The organism is Bradyrhizobium sp. sGM-13 (assembly GCF_018398875.1).
Taxonomy (GTDB): domain Bacteria; phylum Pseudomonadota; class Alphaproteobacteria; order Rhizobiales; family Xanthobacteraceae; genus Bradyrhizobium.
This window is the reverse complement of sequence record NZ_JAGWDK010000039.1, coordinates 1-15,919: the sequence shown is the minus strand read 5'-3', so window position 1 is coordinate 15,919 and position 15,919 is coordinate 1. Positions and strand designations below refer to the sequence as shown.

Annotated in this window: 13 protein-coding genes and 1 pseudogene; 5 read left to right on the top strand and 9 right to left on the bottom strand. The window is 60.2% G+C overall.

Annotated features, from left to right (window positions below; translation table 11 throughout):
- The first annotated feature begins 27 nt into the window (after nt 1–27).
- Nucleotides 28–1,083, top strand: coding sequence for a UDP-glucuronic acid decarboxylase family protein (locus KJQ96_RS33315; protein WP_213290506.1), 1,056 nt, complete (start codon nt 28–30; stop codon nt 1,081–1,083).
- A gap of 79 nt (nt 1,084–1,162) precedes the next feature.
- Entirely contained in the window at nt 1,163–2,086 is a 924-nt protein-coding gene (locus KJQ96_RS33310; protein WP_213290505.1) for a cytochrome c, read from the top strand.
- A 3-nt stretch (nt 2,087–2,089) separates the two neighbouring features.
- Here the strand turns inward: KJQ96_RS33310 and KJQ96_RS33305 are convergent, their stop codons facing one another.
- From KJQ96_RS33305 to KJQ96_RS33280, 6 genes are all read right to left on the bottom strand, one after another.
- Nucleotides 2,090–2,389, bottom strand: coding sequence for a c-type cytochrome (locus KJQ96_RS33305; RefSeq protein WP_375293229.1), 300 nt, complete (start codon nt 2,387–2,389; stop codon nt 2,090–2,092).
- Between the two features lie 91 nt (nt 2,390–2,480).
- Nucleotides 2,481–3,650, bottom strand: coding sequence for a cytochrome c oxidase assembly protein (locus KJQ96_RS33300; protein ID WP_249734819.1), 1,170 nt, complete (start codon nt 3,648–3,650; stop codon nt 2,481–2,483).
- Between the two features lie 61 nt (nt 3,651–3,711).
- Nucleotides 3,712–4,314: a cytochrome c oxidase subunit 3 gene (locus KJQ96_RS33295; RefSeq protein WP_213290504.1), complete on the bottom strand. Its 603-nt coding sequence runs from the start codon at nt 4,312–4,314 to the stop codon at nt 3,712–3,714.
- A complete protein-coding gene (gene ctaD, locus KJQ96_RS33290) occupies nt 4,311–6,218 on the bottom strand; it encodes a cytochrome c oxidase subunit I (protein WP_213290503.1) in 1,908 nt (635 codons plus the stop codon). The genes KJQ96_RS33295 and ctaD overlap by 4 nt, the downstream gene beginning before the upstream one ends.
- A complete protein-coding gene (gene coxB / locus KJQ96_RS33285; protein ID WP_249734818.1) occupies nt 6,215–7,204 on the bottom strand; it encodes a cytochrome c oxidase subunit II in 990 nt (329 codons plus the stop codon). The genes ctaD and coxB overlap by 4 nt, the downstream gene beginning before the upstream one ends.
- A 20-nt stretch (nt 7,205–7,224) precedes the next feature.
- On the bottom strand, nt 7,225–7,788 hold the full coding sequence (locus KJQ96_RS33280; RefSeq protein ID WP_213290502.1) for a cytochrome c: 564 nt from the start codon (nt 7,786–7,788) through the stop codon (nt 7,225–7,227).
- 78 nt (nt 7,789–7,866) lie between these two features.
- Here KJQ96_RS33280 and KJQ96_RS33275 point away from each other — a divergent pair.
- Nucleotides 7,867–8,191, top strand: a pseudogene (locus tag KJQ96_RS33275) (CBS domain-containing protein); the annotation flags it as partial.
- 22 nt (nt 8,192–8,213) lie between these two features.
- On the opposite strand, the gene KJQ96_RS33270 reads toward KJQ96_RS33275, so the two are convergent.
- From KJQ96_RS33270 to KJQ96_RS33260, 3 genes are all read right to left on the bottom strand, one after another.
- A complete protein-coding gene (locus tag KJQ96_RS33270; RefSeq protein WP_213290501.1) occupies nt 8,214–9,971 on the bottom strand; it encodes a thiamine pyrophosphate-dependent enzyme in 1,758 nt (585 codons plus the stop codon).
- 465 nt (nt 9,972–10,436) lie between these two features.
- On the bottom strand, nt 10,437–10,673 hold the full coding sequence (locus tag KJQ96_RS33265; protein WP_213290500.1) for a hypothetical protein: 237 nt from the start codon (nt 10,671–10,673) through the stop codon (nt 10,437–10,439).
- Nucleotides 10,674–10,715: 42 nt separating this feature from the next.
- Complete coding sequence (locus KJQ96_RS33260; RefSeq protein ID WP_213290499.1) at nt 10,716–10,943, bottom strand: hypothetical protein; 228 nt, start codon at nt 10,941–10,943, stop codon at nt 10,716–10,718.
- Nucleotides 10,944–11,635: 692 nt separating this feature from the next.
- Here KJQ96_RS33260 and KJQ96_RS33255 point away from each other — a divergent pair.
- Nucleotides 11,636–14,176, top strand: a complete 2,541-nt coding sequence (locus KJQ96_RS33255) for an NAD-dependent epimerase/dehydratase family protein (RefSeq protein ID WP_213290498.1) — start codon at nt 11,636–11,638, stop codon at nt 14,174–14,176.
- Nucleotides 14,148–15,236: a sodium:calcium antiporter gene (locus tag KJQ96_RS33250; RefSeq protein WP_213290497.1), complete on the top strand. Its 1,089-nt coding sequence runs from the start codon at nt 14,148–14,150 to the stop codon at nt 15,234–15,236. The genes KJQ96_RS33255 and KJQ96_RS33250 overlap by 29 nt, the downstream gene beginning before the upstream one ends.
- The last annotated feature ends 683 nt before the right edge of the window (nt 15,237–15,919 follow it).

Genomic DNA, 15,919 nt, shown 5'->3' with positions numbered 1-15,919 from the left:
AGTTGCAAACGAGTGAAAGGACGTACAATGGGCTTCGCCTCGAAGCTGAACACGGTGGTGACAGGTGGTGCCGGCTTCATCGGTTCGCACCTGTGCGACCGGCTCATTCAGCAAGGTCACCGCGTATACTGCGTCGACAACTTCCTGACTGGGACGTTGTCGAACATCCGGCCGCTGCTCAACCATCCAGATTTCGAGTTCATCGAGCACGATGTTCGCGATCCCCTCGAGATCGCCGGACGAATTGATCGTATCTATAATCTCGCGTGCCCCGCCTCCCCACGTCACTATCAGCGCGACCCGCTCGGAACATTACACACGTGCGTCCTTGGCGCAGGCCATGTGATCGAATTTGCCAGGGAAAAACACGCGCGAGCACTCCAGGCATCGACCAGCGAGGTGTACGGCGACCCCGATGTTCACCCGCAGCCCGAGACCTATCTGGGAAACGTCAATCCGGTTGGTCCGCGCGCCTGCTACGATGAAGGCAAGCGCGCTGCAGAAACCATCTTTTTCGACTGCCATCGCATTCATCGCATGCCGATCAAGGTGGCACGCATCTTCAATACCTATGGTCCACGCATGTTGGAGAACGACGGCCGCATCATTTCGAATTTTATCGTTCAAGCGCTCAAGGGCACTCCGATCACTATCTATGGCGACGGATCGCAGACCCGTTCGTTCTGCTACATTGACGATCTATTGGCCGGTCTCCAGCTTCTCATGGAAAGCCCGCCCGAGATCACCGGTCCATTCAATCTCGGCAATCCTGAGGAGCAGACGGTCAGGCGAATCGCCGATCTCATCGTCGAGCAAACGGGATCGAAATCCACAGTCGAGTACCATCCGCTGCCTCAGGACGATCCCAAGCGTCGTCGCCCCGTCATTTCGCGCGCGCGCGATGTGCTGGGCTGGAGTCCCAAAATCCCTCTCGATGAGGGCCTGCGCGCGACCATCAACTATTTCTCGCTAAGACTCTTCACCGAAGAACGGCAGCGACGGCGGCCCGGAAACGGCACGCTAGCCGCGGGCAAATCAGGATCGCGGACAAGCGCGGCATCGCGGGCTGGACTGGTGCGGTGACGGTGCACGGCCTAAGCGCAGGAAATCAATTGCATTAACTGCACCGCACGAAACGTTCTGCTTGCATGAGGCCAACGCAATGCGCGCAGGCTCTTGGCTGGCGATTCTGCTCATTGCAGCCGCGATCGGCGCAATAGCTGCTGTCTCGATTATCACCGAGCCACGCCCCGCATTTTCAGCCAACTCGAACGCGGCATTGAACGAAGAAGGTGATGCTGCCAGGGGGCGACTAATCTTTGCAGCCGGTGACTGCGCCTCCTGTCATGCATCGCCGGGGCAATCGGATCGGCTTCGTCTGGGCGGTGGTTTGGCGCTGGCGTCGGCTTATGGCGTATTTCGCGTGCCCAACATATCAACGGATCCTGTCGATGGGATCGGTGCATGGCGCACGGTCGATCTCGCCAATGCTCTGCTAAGCGGCGTCTCTCCGGACGGATATCATTACTACCCCGCGTTTCCCTACGCGAGTTATTCGAAGATGCGGATCAACGATATCGGCGACCTCATGGCTTATCTGAGGACGCTTCCCGCGGTTTCAGGCAAGCCGCCTCCCCACATTCTTGCTGCGCCGTTTCGTATTCGGCGGCTGATCGGCCTTTGGAAACTCCTGTTTTTGGACAGGACGCCGATCCTGTATGATCCCGAGCGAAGTGCTGCGTGGAAACGCGGCCGATATCTCGTTGAAGCCGTGGCGCATTGCGCCGAATGTCATTCGTCCCGGAATGTATTCGGCGCCATCAAGCCTGAAACCCGCTTCGCGGGTGGGCCGGATCCGGAAGGTGTCGGCTATATTCCCAACATAACGCCAGGACGGATCGGCAACTGGACTGCAGCCGATATCGCGGAAGTGCTCAAGTCCGGCAACACGCCAAGTTACGGCCGAATAGGATCTTCCATGGCCGGCGTTGTAGCCAATACCGCAATGCTGCCTCATAGCGACCGGGATGCTATTGCGGCCTATATCAAATCGCTGGCTTCGCGCCCGACGGCAAGACCATGGTAATCCTCATCGCGAGTAGAGATAGGCCACGACATCGCGGGCTTCGGCCTCCGAAATTCCGGTTGCAGGCATCGCCGATCGCGGCGACAGTTCTTGCGGCGAGACTATCCATCGCACCAGGGTATCCGGGGAATGAGGTGCAATGCCGCCGACATAAACGCGGTGCTTGATGCCGGACAAGGACCCGCCAACCTGGCCGTCGGCGCCGGGAATGCCCGGTATCGTATGGCAGCCTGCGCAGCCGTAACGCCGGAGGATGGGCGGCGCGCGCGCGGGATCGCCGCCGACCAACGCGCGGGCAAGCACTTCCGATTGCTGCTGCCGATGCCAAATCGCTCCAGCCGCCGTCGCGGAAGCAAGCAGGAGCCCAGCGACTCCGCAGGCTTTCCATCGATGGCTAGATGGCGCGGACGGCATCGCCACATCTACCTGTCTCGCTGGAGCGCCTGATCCAGCGGGCGATCAGCGCAAGCGCTGCAGCTGCATAGATTGTCGCCGCTGGTACCCACATGATGAGGCCTGCCAGTTGCTGGTCCTCCAGCGGAGTAAGATCCCAGGCCGCGACCGTCGCGGGCTGAGGCTGATGATACAGCACCCGGGGCGCAAGTGCCATCAGCGCGCCCAGGATGCTCGTATGGAGCATAGTGACGAAGAGATGCCAGGCCGCCAGGCCGGCATTGCTTCGCCAAAGAACTGACCACCAGAACAAGACTGCGGTCAGCAAAAAACTTAGATGCTGCAGACGATGGATCGGCGCGCTGGTGACTGCGGCATCGAACAGGATCGGAGCATGCCAAGCCCATATCGCAATGCCATGGACCAGCGTCGCATTGCGGCCGGTCGTCAACCATGCCCATGTAAGACTTACAGCAGGTCTGTTCAGGAGGCGACCAGCCGCGGCCCGGACCTCGCGCGGCAGCGACCATAATAATGTTCCGATCGGCCGCGCCACCACCAGCAGCGGTGCAGAAACGGCCATGAGGATCTCGTGCTCGATCATGTGAAAGCAAAGGAGGCGCTCGCCGAGCCAATGCAACGGCGACGCCAGCGCGGCGGCGATCGTAAGCCAGCCGCCCAGGAAGCTCAGCGACCGCAATTGTCGAAGGCTCCGACCAACTGTGGCGCGCCGCCGCAGGACCACACTGCCGACTGCGTAAGGCACGCCGAGAACCAGCAAAGGGATGATAATCCAGGGATCGAACGTCCAACTCGGGTGGTTGCTGTACGTCTCCGGGCCATGCGCGAAGACGCGGTCTGCTGACCAAGATAGTGTCAACATTGCGAGGACTATCGTTGGCATCCGCTGAGCACCAGTGAAGCTGCGCCCTGCATCAAAAGAGTAAAAGCAAAGAGCAACGCCGACAGCGCGCTCATTGATCCGACGAAACTCAGTTCCGTCCTGGGCGACGGCTCTGATATGGACATGCGCTGCGCCGCGCGCCACGATATCACGGCCGTCGCGCAAGCTGCGACCGCGCCGGCAAATGACGCCATTGCAGAATATGCCGTCTGATGCTGGCAATCGAGATAAGGCAGGATCTGCCCGAGTTGAGTATTGACGATCCAAACCGCCGGCGCGACCGAAAGACCCGTACAAGCCTCCAGAGCAAGACGATTTCTGTTGGAGATCATAGGCGGGGAATCCAATAGATGCAGCCATATATCGGAAGCCAAGTCACGACGACGAAGTTCCAGTACATCGCGTTGTCTTGCACATCGCCGAAGCGGCGCGAAGTGTTGCCCTTTCTTGTGAACATGAGCGCAGCCAGTACAAGCGTGTCGACCAGATCAGTTATGAGGTGCGCCGTATGCAGGCCCAGCAGCGCCCATACGATTGAACCGTACGCATTGGTGTCCCAGTTGACATTAAGTGCTGGGAATTCGAAAGCCCGCACGGCAAGCGGTACTGTTCCGAGAACCGACATCAGAACCATGCCGACTCGTACCTTGCGCAAGTCTTCTCGCTCAGCCCATCGCGAGATTAAATAGTTGGGTATGGCGCTGACGAGAAGGATCACCGTCACCAGCGTTCCGGGCAGCAGGTTGGGTTTTGGCGCGTCGATCGGCCATATCGCGGCGAGGTTCATCAAATAGAGGTACACGGCGATCACGAGTGCAAAGCCGGCCGCCTCGATCAACATGAACGCCAGCGTTCCCCACCAGGTTACGCTGGCGCTGCGAAAGCCGTGAATGGGTAGGTCGGAAAAATCGGCGACCACGCGTGTCTTCATAATTCATCCTCGGGGGTTGCCTTGGGCCAAAACCAACCGATCAAAGCGACCGCAACTGGAACAGACCCCCAAACCACTGCCCATGGCGTGAAGATCGACCCGATCAGCATCACGCTGGTCGCGACTGCAGCCCAGAATGGCCAGATCGAATCTCTTGGTGAGGCCTCCCGTACCTGGGGTTTTGCTGTTGCGACCGTGCTGACGATCAGCTCGCGCCGGTCCGTGCGCAGCCCGCTTGCGACCATAAGGCAGGCCGGCTGATCCCAAAGCGGACTTAATCCATTGACGACGGGAATTTGCGCAAAGTTGTAACTTGGCGGCGGTGATGTCGTCGCCCATTCCAGCGTCGGTGCATCCCACGGATTTTCGGCTGCGGATGCTCCGACGCGCGCCGAACGGATCGCATCGACGAAGAACACGAGAAATCCCGCAACAAGAACGAGTGAGCTGATGCTCACGAACATGTTGAGCCCATACCAGGGCATATCGGGCTGATATGTGTAGATCCGACGCGGCATACCCGCAATTCCCAATATATGCATCGGAAAGAACGTCAGGTTGAACCCCACGAAAATCAGCCAGAACGCCCACTTGCCCAGGGTTTCGCTCATCATGCGGCCGGTGATTTTCGGAAACCAATAATAGATGCCGCCCAGCAACGGAAATACAGCGCCACCGATCAGCACATAGTGGAAATGAGCGACGACGAAGTAGGTATCGTGCACCTGAGTATCGAAGGGTACCGAGGCCACCATGACACCGGTTAGTCCGCCGATCACAAAAGTTACGATAAAGCCGATGACGAACAAGAGCGGCGTCCTGAATACGGGCGCGCCATCCCACAGCGTCGCCAGCCAGCAGAAGACCTGGACGCCGGCAGGAATCGCGATGGACATGCTGGATGCCGTGAAGAAGCTTTGGCCAAGCCGCGGCAATCCCGCCACGAACATGTGGTGGACCCACAGGCCAAAAGCCAGAATGCTGGTGGCGATCAGCGCCATGACCATGGCGAGATAGCCAAACACCGGGCGGCGCGCGAAGGTCTCGACGATGGCCGAGACCATTCCGACGGCAGGAAGAAAGATGATGTAGACCTCGGGATGGCCGAAAAACCAGAACAGATGCTGCCAGAGCAGCACATCGCCGCCTTCCGCCGGATTGAAGAAATGAGTTCCTACCAAGCGATCCAGAATCAGGCTCGTGCTTGCGAAAATGACGGCTGGCATCGCCATGATGACGACAAAGGAGGTCGCAAGCATCGACCAAACGAACAGCGGAATTCGGTCGAGCGACATGCCGGGTGCACGCTGCTTGAGCACGGTAACCACAATCTCCACTGCCACCGCCAGCGCCGCGATCTCGGTGAACGTGATCATTTGCGCCCAGACATCGGCGCGCTTTCCGGTGCCGTATTGCGGACCTGATAGCGGTACATAGGCGAACCAGCCGACGTCAGGTGCCATGTCGAGCACGAATGCGATCCAGAGCAGCGCTCCACCCGCCAGAAAGATCCAGTATGAAAAGGCATTCAGTCGCGGAAACGCAATGTTGCGCGTCCCCACCATCAGCGGAACGAGGTATACGCCGATGGCTTCCAGCACCGGCACGGCGAACAGAAACATCATGTTCGTGCCATGCATCGTGAAGATCTGGTTGTAACGGTCCGGGCTCAGTACCCTCGCCTCCGGCTGCGCCAGTTGCAGGCGCATGAGAAGGGCGAGAACGCCGCCGAGCGCGAGAAAAACGAATGCCGTAATGATGTAACGGCGAGCGATGATCTTGTGGTCGACGGCTGCCAGCACACCCCATAGACCAGCGGGCGTTCTCCACGTTTCTGCCAGCGCCGCTGCAAGAGCCGGTGGTGCCAGCTCGCTGTCGCGAGTGTCCGGCTTCGCCTCGTTCATTTGAGGCTCGCCAAGTAAGCCGACACGGACCGGAGTTCATCCGCGTTCAGCGGTACCATAGGCATGTTGTTCCCGGGCTTGAGCGCCTGCGGATCGGCGATCCATGCCGCAAGCGAGCCGCGCGTCGTTTCGAGAAGACCGGCGGCGATGTACTTCCGCCCGCCGACATGCGTGAGGTCGGGGCCGGTCGTGCCGGTTGCCGATGTGCCGCGGATCGTATGGCAAGCGGCGCAAGGCCGCGAGAGAAACACCTGCTGGCCGGCAATAACATCGGCATCGGAAGGATCTGTTGCGCTCTGCTGCTGCGAATTCACCCAGCGTTCAAAGGCAGCCGGCTCTTCGGCGATCACAAAGAACGCCATGTGCGCGTGTTGCAAACCGCAGAATTCGGCGCACTGTCCACGATACATACCCGGGCGCTCGGCCCGGATCGTGAGTGTGTTTGGCCGACCGGGGATCAAATCCTGCTTGCCTGCAAGGTTCGGCACCCAAAACGAGTGAATGACGTCAGCGCCTTCGAGCTGAAGCCGCACGTTCCGCCCGACCGGAATGTGAATTTCGTTCGCTGTCTGAAGGCGCTGCTCCGACGGGCTAAGATACTCGACGCTCCACCACCATTGCTGACCTCGCACCTTGATCGTGAGATCATCATGGTTTGCAAGGCTCAGTGCCCGGGTAGTGAAGAAGCTGGCTGTCGTGAACGCGGTGAGGATCACGACGGTCATAGCTGTCGCCGCTATGACGGCTCTTGTCATTCGGCGCTCGGTTTGGGGATCGAGATCGGCAGGACGGCCGCGCTCTTCGCGCTCTTGCCATAACGCACGGATCAGCACGGCCATCACCATTGCCCATACCACTGAGCAAACCGCGACGAACAGAATGATCAATTGTTTGATGCTGATTGCCGAGGCGCCCTGAACGTCGATTACGGATTGCCATCCCGCGCATCCGGCAAGCATCAGGACCGCTGCCGGCGCCAGCACCAATCCGCGTCCAGGTCCCTTTCTCACGGCCTCGGCCCCTGATCAGAATGAAGCGGTCGAGGCCCCTCATCGAACAGCAGAGCGGCCGGGCCGCGGTTTTCGGCAGGCCGGGTGTGCTTCTCGTCGTTGCGGCCGGGCGCGGCTGTCTTTACCGAATAAGCCCCGATGGTCTGCACGTAACCTGCGAGCTGCCAGATTTGCTCGGTCGTCATCTTGTCACGGAATGCGGGCATGCCATGCGGACGGCCATCGCGGATCGACGCGACGATCGACACGATCTCCGGTCCATAATTCCACCAGCCGTCGAGGAAGGCTGGCCCTGCTCCGCCCTGCCCGTCGGCATGACACGCTTTGCAGCCAAACCAGGAATACAACCGCTTGCCTTGACTGAGATTATAGGCATTCGTCTCGTAGGGCCGACCCAGCGCAAGGAATATTTCCGGCGGCGCGCCACTGATCCCGTTCGGCATCAGCGCGATCTCGTCGAGCGCTGCTGCAACCGGCGGGTCAAGCCGGAGTTGCCGCTCTTCTCTTTGACATCCGGCCATGGCGACTGCGATGCAAAGAGACACCTCTAGTATCCGCATATGCGTAATCGTTGACACGGGAAGACGTGACTCTGACAAGATTGGGATGGCAAATAGGTTCCAATTCGCGCATCGCCACCTCACCCTGAAAATGACCGATTGGTGGGGATGATCTCCGATCGCGATATTGCCACCCGGGGTATCGCATTGGGTCGCGGCCCGGAGACGCGGGTCCGCGATGTCATGACAGCGGACGTCAAGTATTGCTTCGAGGACTAGGACATCGAAGAAGTCACGCGCAACATGGCCGACATTCAGGTGCGGCGGCTGGCCGTGCTCAATCGCGACAAGCGGCTGGTCGGGATAATTGCGCTTCGCGACATAGCGGTCTCTGGGCGCGGCAGTGGCGCTGAATGGAATCTCGCAGCCGGGCGGACAACATGCGGGCGCGGTTACTGGTTGAAGACGACGAGCTAAGTTGCTTGCTAAGTGATCTCGCGGACAACGTCCGACACTACCGTCAGCGCGATTCTACCGCTCGCCGGCGTACCGCGGGCCAGAGACTCGGCAAGATGCGCGACCTGCTTCAATGTCGCTTTTGGCGGCATCGGTGGCTCGTGCGGATCAACTATGGCCTCCAACAATACCGGGCCGCGCGTGTTCATCGCCTGACGCAGCACTGCCCCGCAGCGGGTCGGATCGTCAACACTGAGACCGGTCAGGCCGAAACCGCGCGCTACCGCGGCAAAATCGATTGGCTGCAGGTCGCAAACGTATTCAGGGTTGCCCAGGAACACCATCTGCTCCCACTTGATCTGCCCGAATGAATTGTTCTTGATGACCACGATCTTGATATCCAAGCCGTACTTCACGCACGTGGCGAGTTCACCCATCAGCATGGTGAGGCCGCCATCGCCCACGAAGGCCACCACCTGCCTGCCGGGATGGGCCACTGCAGCGGCAATGGCGTAGGGCAGGCCGCAAGCCATGGTCGCCAGGTTGCCGGAACATGAGAACATCATGTTGCCGCGCATCACCAAATGCCGGGCGATCCAGGTGGTGATGGTTCCTGAGTCCGTTGCGACGATCGCATCATCGGCAATTAACTTGTTGAGCTCGTGCGCAACCACCTCGGGTTTCATCGGCTTGTCACTGCGGGTGCCCCTTTCGATCATCAAGTCATTCCACTCCTTCATCCCTGCCTGGGTTTGCTCCAGGAACGAGCGGTCGTCGCGGTAATCAAGCCGCCGAAGGAGCGCCTGGAGCGCCTTCGCGGTATCGCCGACTAATCCGGCCTCGACGGGATAGCGCAAACCGATCCGCTTGGGATCGACATCGATTTGCACCGCCCGCGCCTGTCCCGGCTTTGGGTAGAACTCTATGTAGGGGAAGCTGCTTCCCGCGATCAAAAGCGTATCGCAATTCTCAAGCGCCTCCTGTGCGGGCTTCGTACCAAGAAGGCCAATACCTCCTGCGGAATACGGACTGTCATCGGGGATGACACCCTTGCCCAGGAGCGGTTTGACGACCGGCGCCGCGAGGCGCTCCGCCACCGCGAGGACTTCATTGCGTGCATCGAGCGCGCCACGACCCGCAAGAATTGCGGTCTTCTTTCCGGCATTGAGGATCGCTGAGGCCCTGGCGAGCTGGTCGTCACTCGCGATGTTTGCGGAGCGAGCCATCAGTTCCGAAACGTGATTAGGTACATTGCGCTCGGATCTTTTGCCGGCGCTTGCTGGCTGCGATTGAATATCGACGGGAACGCAGACGTGCGCGACGCCGTGGTAGGCCAGAGCCGTGCGACAGGCCAGTTCCAATACGTTCTGAACGTGATGGGGCCCCATCACACGGGAATTGTAGACACATACATCCATGAAAAGCTTGTCGAGTTCCACATCCTGCTGCGTGAATGTGTGCAGCAGGTCGTGAAACTGCAGGCCGGTGATGGCGAGCACGGCCTGTCCATCGAGCTTGGCGTCGTAGAGACCATTGAGGAGATGAATGCCGCCCGGGCCCGAGGTTGCAAGGCATACGCCAAGCCGGCCGGTCCACTTCGCATAAGCGCAAGCATTGAAGGCAGCGGCCTCTTCGTGGCGCACCTGGATGAATTTGATCCGCTCCTGGCGAGTGCGCAATGCTTCGATAATGCCATTGATGCCGTCGCCGGGAAGGCCGAAAACAGTATCGACACCCCAGTCCAGCAACGTCTCGACCAGAACATCTGATGCAGTTGGGGATGCCATCGGATTCGTCCGATACCGTGTTGAGTTGTCGCCCGGTTGAAGAACCCGCTGCGTCGCCGCAGGTTCCTATTCGAATGGCGAACAGCTCGACGGAGTGGAACAGCTCGACGGAGTGATGCTCGCGAAGCGAGTGAAGGCTGCCGCGCCGTAGCCCGAAGGGCGAAGGCGGGCCGTGCGGCGGCGAGCTACGGCTCGGCAAGCGATCCCACGATCATCACCGGGACGACAGCCGCGAGACCGGCACCGGTCTCACTCCCACTAAATATCGAAAACAACCCCATGCAAAGTAGCCAAGTGGCTGCTGGCATGAATGCAGTTCGAGCAATCTAGGCCGTGAAATTATAAATCTGCCGGGCGGACGGCTTGCCAAAGTCCGCTATGCCCGGATAGCGACCACATTCCGCAGCGCAGCGAAATGACGCGACGTGCCAAAGGCGACTTCGCCCAACCCAAACGGGAGGTAACCTACGTTTCGCCCTTTGGCACCAATCGACCTTCATGAACTTCATGGCTGACGGCCCGTTGTTCGTCGGGAGGGGACAAGCGTTGAACCAGCCGCGTCCCGCTCCAGAGCTCCGCGGGCTGCTGGCCCACCATCTGCTTTGCCCACACGATAGCGTTCTCGTCAGTGTCGCAGACGAACGCGCGGGAGCTTTCGAAATGGCCATCCGAGCCAATGAGGTAGGCGCGATATTCTGTCACTGTAACGCTCTCTCCAAAACGAGGCCGCCAACTGCGGCGGCCTTACCGGACGCCTAGTTCTTTGATTGCCAGAGCTGGAAGCTGTGCCGGATCATAGAGACCAGTTTGCGCGATCTTGATGATCATCTTCGCAATCATTTCCGTGAGGGGATCGTCGCGATCCTTGACGCAGAGGGTGTGCAACGTTTGCTCGTATGCCTCTATAATGCAGTTAACCTCCTTCGGCCCCAGTTCCAAGGAAGAGTTCTCCAATAGGCGAAAAATAGCCATTTCTATTTGATCCTATCTTGCTTGCTTGGGTCCGAGGCCAGCCACTCGATCATATGAGAAGCCGTCTCGGCTCGGCGGGCTTTACGAACCAGGAGCTCGCGCTCAGCCTGCTTGCGCAACTGCGTTGCCTACTTTCAAGGCGCACTTTAAGGGCATTGTTTATTTGAAGGGAGCGCGACTGGCGGCCTCATCATCGATGAAGGCCAAGTGCGGAGCGGTGATACCGAAATATCCGACCGGTGATAACGAAATATGTTGCGTTCCTGAGAAGCGCCAGTGTGACAATATTAAGTTTCTGTCACTCCGCCTTTCTCTTGGTCAGATGCGTGCTCGACATGCGAGCGACTGCAATTCGCCGCAGAAAGCGCATAGGACACCGTTCACCATCAAACTAGAACACAAAGGGGCAAGCACCTTGCGTCAGGATTTTCCCGGTGCACCGTTAAACGATGCGTATAAGCGGTGCGGCGATCGCAGCGATCTTGAACAGGTTGGTCCCGACGATATCGCCGACGACCTCGCGAGATCCTCGAACACCGTGTTCCTCCGGGCACCAAAACGTCAGCCGAAGATCGCTGTTCCACGCAGCATTGCTGAAGGCGATGCGTGTTGGCGGCTGTCTCCCACGACGTCAGGAACCTTGTCCCTAAGCTTGAGTTGGCCCCGCAGGGAGGTCGCTTCCGAGAGAACAGATGCCGAGAACCAGGCTTCCGACCGTGCTCATCACCGGCTCAAGCGGCTTTCTCGGCCAAGCGATCGTGCGGAGCCTTTTGGATCGCTATCGCGTGATCGGGCTCGATGTCGCGCAGCCGAAGAATCCGCCCGAGGGCATGGTGACGATCGAGATCGATCTGACCTCGGACCGGAGCGTGGCTGAGACCCTTGAGGAGGTCCGCAAGCGCGCGGGCGATCGCATCGCATCGGTCATCCATCTCGCCGCGTATTACGACACGACCGGGGAAGACAACCCGAAATATGATGCCGTCACAGTGCAGGGCACGCGCCGTCTCCTCGACGCGCTGCAGAAATTCGAGACCGGGCAGTTCGTCTTCTCCAGCACGCTGCTCGTGCATGCCCCGAGTCCGGAAAAGGCCGTGCGGATCAATGAGGATTCGCCGCTCGATCCACCTTGGGCCTATCCGAGATCCAAGGCCAAGACCGAAGCGCTGATCGCCGAGAGGCGGGGCGGTATCAAGACGGTGGTCCTGCGGCTGGCGGGCGTATATGACGAGGATTGCCGGGCAACCTTCATAGCCCAGCAGATTGCCCGCATTTTCGAGCGCCTGCCGACCGCTTATCTCTTCACCGGCGACATCAGTCACGGCCAGCCCTACCTGCACCGGGACGATCTCGTCGATGCCGTGGCGCGGACGGTGGACCGCCGCGCGGAGCTTCCGGACGAGACGCAGCTCCTTATCGGCGAAGAGGAGACGCTCTCCTACGAGGATTTGCAGAAGCGCATCGGCCGGCTCGTCCATGGCGAGGACTGGCAGACACTCGCGCTGCCAAAGAGCGTCACCAAGCTCGGCTCTTGGGTCCAGGACAAGGTGCTCGGCGAGGATGCTGATATCCGATCCTGGATGATCGAGAATTCGGATGATCACTTCGAGATCGACATTTCGCGTGCGAAGACCCTGCTCGGCTGGAGGCCCCGCCACAGCCTCAGTGGCGTCCTGCCGGAGATGATCAGCCGGCTGAAGGAGGATCCGACCACTTGGTACGTCAAGAATAAGCTCGAACCTTCGGCGGTGGCCGCTTCGGAACCCGAACTCGAGCAGGCGGAACAGCGTCTCAAGAAGCCATTGGAGCGCAGCGAAAAGGAAGTGAAAGCGGCGGTTGAGCGGTACCGTGCGCTGACGCTCTGGGCGCCGCTCTCCAACGCGGCGTTGGCGCTTTGGCTGATCGCTTCTCCGTTTATCCAAGGGCTGTTTGACCCGGTCACCGCTCTTGCTCCGCCGGCGCTCGGCCACGAAATCGCGCCGGCCGAAGTCCGCAACGCCTGGCTGGGCGCAAGCGAGATGGTCTCGGGTTTCCTGATTCTGGGCTTTGCTCTCACGGGGATGTCGCGCCGCCGCATCTGGGTACAATGGCTCACGGCCTCCGTCGGAGTATGGGTGATGTTCGCGCCGCTTGTCTTCTGGACGACGAGCGCGGCCGCCTATTCGGTCGATACGCTTCTGGGCATGCTAGTCGTCGTGTTCGCCGTGATGGTGGCGCCCACACCGGGGATCAGCCGCCGCGCGCTGGCGGCGGACGATGACCGGCCTCTCGGATGGAGCTATTCGCCATCCTCCTTCACGCAGCGCATCCCGATCGTCGCGCTTGCCTTTGTGGGTCTGTTCGTGTCGCGCTATCTCGCGGCCTTTCAACTCGGTCATATCGATGGGCTGTGGGATCCCTTCTTCGGGCCAGGCACATCGATGACGAAGAACGGCAGTGAGGCCGTCGTGACCTCATGGGTGTCGAAGGGGTTTCCCATCGCCGACGCGGGGTTCGGCGCGTTCGCCTACGCGCTGGACATCCTCGCCGGCGCCATTGGTGACCGCCGCCGCTGGCGGACAATGCCGTGGATGGTGCTGCTCTTCGGTTTGCTGATCATCCCACTCGGCATCGTCAGCGTCAGTTTCATCATAATTCAGCCGCCGCTGATCGGAGCGTTGTGCACGCTCTGCATCCTCCAGGCCGCGGTGACAGTGGTGCTGATCCCCTATTCGATCGACGAGGTGCTGGCGACCTGCCAATATCTCCGCCGCGCCGCGCGGGCCGGCGAGCCGTTCTGGCGCACCTTCTGGACGGGCGGCCCGGCTTTGTCTGAGAACCAGACGCCGGAGCCGGACCTCGACCGTCCTGTCGGGCAGGTCCTGCGCGATTTCATCACCGGCGGCGTCAATTATCCGTGGACGCTGGTCGCCAGCACCGCACTCGGCGCGCTGCTGATGACTACGCCGCTCGTCGTCGGTACTGAGCCGCGGCTCTATTTCAGCGACCACGTCGTTGGCTGCATCGTGATTATGGTCGCCGTCACGGCCATGGCCGAGGTCGCCCGGCCGGTGCGGTTCCTCAACGTCGCGCTTGGCGCCTGGATTGCCGTCTCGCCCTTCCTGTTCGAAGGCGGCGTGACGGCGGGCATCGTCTTTGACGTGACCGCGGGCCTTATCTTGATCGGACTGAGCCTGCCACGCGGGACGCGCAGCGATGAACACTATGGCGGATGGGATCGGCTCATTATCTGAACTGCTCGATTTCAGCGGCTGGTCCGTCTGGATCAATATCGCCATCTTCTCCGCCAGCGCGATCGTTGTCTGGATCACCGGAACGCGCATGGTGCGGCTGGTGGACGAACTGGCCAGTCGCACTGGAATGGGCCACGGTTTCGCCGGCATGTTGCTGCTTGGCGGCATCGTCTCCCTGACCGAGATCTCCACCGTATCCACCGCCGCCTTCACGGCAAGTCCGCTGCTCGCCCTCAATAACCTTCTGGGCAGCGAATCCATCAACCTCGTCCTTCTCGCCGCAGTCGACCCGTTGGTCGGGCGCGAGGCGCTCACCTCCTTCATCACCACGCCGGCCATCCTGCTCCAGGGAGTGCTCGTCGTTATCGTGCTCGCCGTGATCTCCATCGCCATGGCGACCGGCGACTATCCTGTCTTCGGAGTCGGCATCTGGTCAGCGGCCGTGTTCCTGCTCTGTCTGGGTGCTTTGTGGATGTCCGCCCGCTACGAGAAGCGGAGGGTCTGGGTGGCCCTCGGCCGGGACGGCAAGGAAGAGGACGACTCCGCGAACGTACCTGTCCATAAGCCGCGGGGCGGAAGTCTCAGAATGCTTATCGTCGGGCTGATCGGGGTCGCGGCGGTCATTTTCGGCGCTGGGTTCCTACTTTCTGTCTCCGGCGATGCGCTCGCCGAGCAGACTGGTCTTGGAACGAGTTTCGTCGGCTTCTTGCTGGTCGGAATGTCCACCTCCCTGCCCGAACTGAGCACGATCACCGCGGCGGTCCGGCTGAAGCGTTACCACCTGGCCGTCGGCGACATTTTGGGCTCCAACGTCTTCAACCTTCTCCTCATATTCCTGGCGGACGTGGTCTATATCGGTGACCCGGTGCTGAACCATACAGGACGGTTCGAATTCGTTGCTTGCATGCTTGCGATCGTGATGACCGGAATCCTGCTGCTCGGCCTTCTCGAGCGAAGGAACTGGACGGTCCTCAAGATGGGCTACGACTCGACTGCGCTGATCGTCGTTTTCATGGCCGGAGTGGTCCTTCTCTACGCTCTGAGCGGCCCGTCCGCCTAGATGGCGCAATCGAATCGAGATCGTCCTTGTTCGCAAGAATCGCGTTCGGCCATCATTCAGGCGCCCGTCGGCGCCATCGAGGCGGGCGTTTGTTATTCAACCTCCGCCTGCCTTGCCCTCTTAGAGGGCCAGCGGATATCGAACAGCATCTTCAAGCCGATCAGGATGTAGAACGGCACCACGGTGCCGTATCGCCCGACAGCATTGCGCCGAAGATCACGGCGACCTGCATCAGCACTATGCGGATCAGCGGCGAGGCGATCGCAGGTCCGACAGTCAGAGGTCCGTCAATTGGTCAGCAAGACTGATCGATTCGTAAGCGGCCGGATGGCTCATTTCCGAGTTGGGTCACGTGTGGACGGCGCCCTGGCAAGAACTTTCTGACGTTTTGCAGCATTGGTCGGGTGCGGTCACGTGTCCGGCCTGTTGATGCGGCAGGTGTAGCCGCTGGCCCTAATGCTCTGCGCGGATCGGGTCCCAATCGTTCGCATGCACTTGAAAGTGCGTTGACCCAAACGGGCTCTCCCAATCCCCGGAACAACCGTATCTGCATTACGTCGTCATGCCCTCGCCAATCGTTGAAACTCCTATTGTCTATGCTGCTGGCAGCAATCTTGGCTCTTTGAACTGCTCTCCGCGTACCATCATGGCCCAGGCCATGCGCGCAATTTTATTGGCAAGCG